Origin of the sequence: Microcoleus sp. (genome assembly GCF_049646505.1) — a bacterium.
Classification (GTDB): domain Bacteria; phylum Cyanobacteriota; class Cyanobacteriia; order Cyanobacteriales; family Microcoleaceae; genus Microcoleus.
The window spans coordinates 1-4,087 of sequence record NZ_JBARVX010000209.1 but is presented as its reverse complement, the minus strand read 5'-3'; the positions used below and the strand labels follow the sequence as shown (position 1 = coordinate 4,087).

General features: G+C 47.9%; 2 protein-coding genes. Both read right to left on the bottom strand.

Annotation, left to right across the window (positions count from 1 at the left end):
* Positions 1 to 13 precede the first annotated feature (13 nt).
* Complete coding sequence (locus tag WBA89_RS11340; RefSeq protein WP_424406413.1) at positions 14 to 1,603, bottom strand: glycoside hydrolase family 57 protein; 1,590 nt, start codon at positions 1,601 to 1,603, stop codon at positions 14 to 16.
* 914 nt (positions 1,604 to 2,517) lie between these two features.
* Positions 2,518 to 3,690, bottom strand: a complete 1,173-nt coding sequence (locus tag WBA89_RS11335; protein WP_424406411.1) for an NAD(P)/FAD-dependent oxidoreductase — start codon at positions 3,688 to 3,690, stop codon at positions 2,518 to 2,520.
* Positions 3,691 to 4,087: the final 397 nt, after the last annotated feature.

The window sequence follows — 4,087 nt, the reverse complement described above, 5'->3', positions numbered from 1 at the left end:
ACCAGACTTGATATTAAAGCGATCGATAAACGCGATAGTTAATTTCGGGGAAGATGTTGTCAATCTCTTCGACCTTCTCCAACCAACCGGCATCGACTTTGCCTTCTTTCACTTCATCGTACAGCTTGTGAAAGCGCATTAAGTGCGATCGAGTCCGCCGCACCGCATAGGGAACCATCGTCCCAGTCCGCATGATAAACGCCCAGTCAGACGATTGAGCTAACAGCACTTCCCGCGCGGCCTGGTTCAAAGCCCGAAACTGCAATTCGTCCTCCGGTTCCATACTTCCCAACTCAATCATCCGTTCCGCAGCTTTGTGCAAGTGCGGGTAAATCCAAGCATTGGTATCGTTGAGCCAATACTCGTGGAAACCCCGGAAACCCCAGCTAGACTGCGACGGGCGGCAAACTTGCTGATTCGGATTTTCCTGCAAATAATCCGCTAAATGCGTCATTTCGTAGGTATTTTGGTCGTACCAACTCTTGCGGAACAAGTAATCTAAGAACCAAGGCCCTTCGTACCACCAGTGACCGAAAAGTTCCGCGTCGTAAGGCGAAACGATAATAGGGGGGCGCTGCATGATGCCGTGGAGGTGTTCGACTTGCCGCTCGCGGTTGAAAGCAAAGTTGCTGGCGTGTTCGGCTGTTTTTTCCCGCGCCCAGTACGGATCGTATAACTGTTTGTCGCCTAAACCCAATCCGCGACCGGTGATTTTGTGATACTTAATCCCGGTGTTTTTGCGCTGGCCGTTGGGCATGATGTAGGGTTTGATGTAGTCGTATTCGGCTTCCCAACCCAAATCTTTGTAGAATTCCCGGTATTCGGCCGCGCCGGGGTAGCCGACTTCGGAAGACCAAACCTGCTGCGACGATTCGTGATCTCGGCCGAAGGCTGCTACTCCGCATTCGGTGAAAATTGGCGCGTAGCTGCCGTAGCGGGGACGGGGGCGGGCGTAGAGAATGCCGTGACCGTCTGTGAGGAAGTAGCGGAGACCGGCATCGGCTAACATCCTCTCTAAGCCTTCGTAATAGGCGCATTCGGGCAGCCAAATACCTTTTGGTCGGCGCCCGAAGTTTTGTTCGTAGCTTTCGCAGGCTACTTGTATTTGCGCCCAAACTGCCTCTGGGTACATTTTCATCAGCGGTAAGTAGCCGTGGGTGGCCCCGCAGGTCATGATTTCGAGGTTGTTGCTGTCTTGGAATTTTTTGAAGGCTTTGACTAAATCTCGATCGCACTTTTCCCAATAATTGCGGACTTGACAGAAGTGGGCGGCGTAATGTTCGGCTAAATATCGGAGATGACCGCTGCCGCTGTGGTGTTCGATTTCGAGTTCGGCTAGTTCTTGGAGTTTAGCTAAGTGGTCGTCGAAGCGGTCTTGCAGCAAGGGGTCGCGCAGCATCGCCACCAAGGGCGGTGTCATGCTCATGGTAATTTTAAAGTCGATGCCGTCGCGAACCAGCCCCTCAAAGACTTGTAGCAGGGGAACGTATGTTTCGGCGATTGCCTCAAACAGCCATTCTTCTTCTAAAACGTAGTCGCTTTCGGGGTGGCGGACAAAAGGTAAGTGAGCGTGGAGAACGAGGGCGAGGTAGCCAATAGTCATAGCGATTTCGATGCCGTAGTTATTAACTGACGCCAGTAGTTAGGCACAGCTTTAAAATATTTTAAGATTTTATGCTGAAATGGGTTTCAAAGCCCCTCTTTCTAGGACAATTTTATCTTTGGGCCTGCGGTGAAAGCACAGTTATTTGTAAATTTTTGCAACAGAGCCGACTATATTAGTCTAGCAAAATAATCAGAAAAGGTTGGCGATCGCCTAGAAGTCATGCTGGTTTTTGAATTTAAAGCCGGCGGGAAGTGAGAACAATTTAACGATGTCGGTGCAGCAATAAAGACAGCGCAGTTCAACCCCAACAAAACACTTCGCCTGTGTACGAACCGCGAAAAAGTCAACAAGTTTGACATCAAGAAATTTAGTGCTATCTTAGCGAAAAAATTCCCGTTTGGCGGCGAATTAAACAGCGCGCCCAGCGGCCTGTGATTGCAAGATTGGCTGTTTCGGATATTTAGGAAAAAATGTATATTTAGCTGCAGGGTAATGGGTACATTGATAATTGATAATTGGCGATCGATTCATGATTTATTACCCATTAAGCTGTTGCGGCATTTAAATTGTATGTCAAAAAACAATAAAACAATGAGTGGGGCGGGCAGGAGAGCCCGCCTTGAATATGCAATGTTTATTTGCGCGACAGCTTACCTATTACCAAATATTAGATTAAATTACCACCAAAAGTTCAGGACAGCCAAATAACCATATAGCGGTTCTCAAGCTTGGTGAGGTATGCGGGATACTTCCACTCCTGCCTATACCCAATGCCCTGTTTGGCCAATGCCCTGTTTGGCCAATGCCCAATGCCCTGTTTGGCCAATGCCCGATGCCCGATGCCCTGTTTGGCCAATGCCCGCGAGATCACCTCATGTTACGATCGAAAGGCTACACATTATGAGACTGATTCAAACAAATCGATTGGGTGACAAAAGCTCGATCGCCCAATCTTTTTCTCCCGCCGCCCAATTTGCAAATCGCTCAGCTAAAGCCGGTACAACAGCCAAAGGATTGCTCAAACCCGAAAAAACGTGCAATCCAGGGCGATCGCCAATCGGCCCCACTACAGGCAAATTATCGGCGCTAAAGGCTACAATACAATCGTGCCAAGTTGCAGGTAAATTTGCCGCATCTGGCAAAACTTTGCCGATACCGGCACGAATTGCTTTTTCGCTAGTTTGGCGATCGACTTTAGCATTCAAATCGCTCAAAGTGCGAGACAATTGCCCGATCCGCAAACTGCCATCATTAAACCGAATTGCACCAGCATCTAAAACTGGTGGCAACAACTCTTTACCCGGTTCATCCCAAAGAAAATCTACCTCAATTTTACTCGATTGTGCTTCCAATTCAAAACGTTTTAATAGCGCGGGCATCACCAAAGTCCTGAGTTGCAAATCCACAGGTGGAGTCTCCAAAATCTCAGCGCGAGTAAAATAAACTCCTGCAGAAATACCTGCCGCCTTCAGCAAACTCCGACTCCAACCTCCCGCACAAATCACCGCATTTTCGCAAGCATAATTTTCGCGTACCGTTTTGACTCCCGAAATCCGATTTCCTTCTGCAATCAACCCAGTTACTTCTGCAAATTCTACAGTTCCTCCCAACCGCACAAACGCTTGACAGTAAGCTTGATTTGTGGCTGTAGGGGAAATGTGACCGTGACGCACAGTCAGAGCTCCGGCGATCGCACTTTTATTCAGCAAAGGTTCCAACTCACCAGCTTCAGCAGCGCTCAAAAGCTGCGGAGGAATTGCAAAATGGGCGTAACTAGCCGCTACTTGTTCGGCATCGCTTTCCGCATCAATTGTCAGCAACAAATCCAACTCGCGAAACTCCGTATCAGCATCTAATTCAGTCGATAAATTGCGGTGGCGATCGATACCTTCTTGACACAACAGGCGAGTTAAATCAGTCGTCCCCGACCAATAAGCCAAGCCGCCGTAACTAAAACGAGTAGCATTTTGCATCGCAGTATCTCGTTCCAAAAGCAGCACGGCAAAACCTTTTTTTGCGAGTTCGCAACTCACTGCTGCGCCCGTAATTCCGCCGCCGACAACAATCCAATCGTAACTTTTCATTGGCAATTTCAAGGGAAAGAACAAATAATATCAAATCTTCTTTTCATCGGAATAGTAATACCAATTTCATAAAGTAGTGCTAGATATAGCGGTTCTCACAAAGGTGAGGTATGCTTTTAAGCCCGATGCTTTTAGGCCCTGTTTGGCCGATGCCCTGTTTGGCCGATGCCCTGTTTGGCCGATGCCCGCGAGAGCACCTCATCTTTGTGAGAAAGGCTATATTAACCCCCCCAACCCCCCCTTAGTAAGGGGGGGCTAAGACTTCATCCATAGCACATCTTTAGAAAAATGGTATAAATTAACAGTTAACAGTTAACAGTTAACAGTTAACAGTTAACATCGTATATGAGTGCAACCGGAATTGATATAATACTTTGATTTTAGCTTAGGTAGTTTT

Coding starts and splice junctions, on each gene's coding strand:
- WBA89_RS11340 (WP_424406413.1), bottom strand. CDS start 1,603: ATGACTATTGGCTACCTCGCCCTCGTTCTCCACGCTCACTTACCTTTT.
- WBA89_RS11335 (WP_424406411.1), bottom strand. CDS start 3,690: ATGAAAAGTTACGATTGGATTGTTGTCGGCGGCGGAATTACGGGCGCA.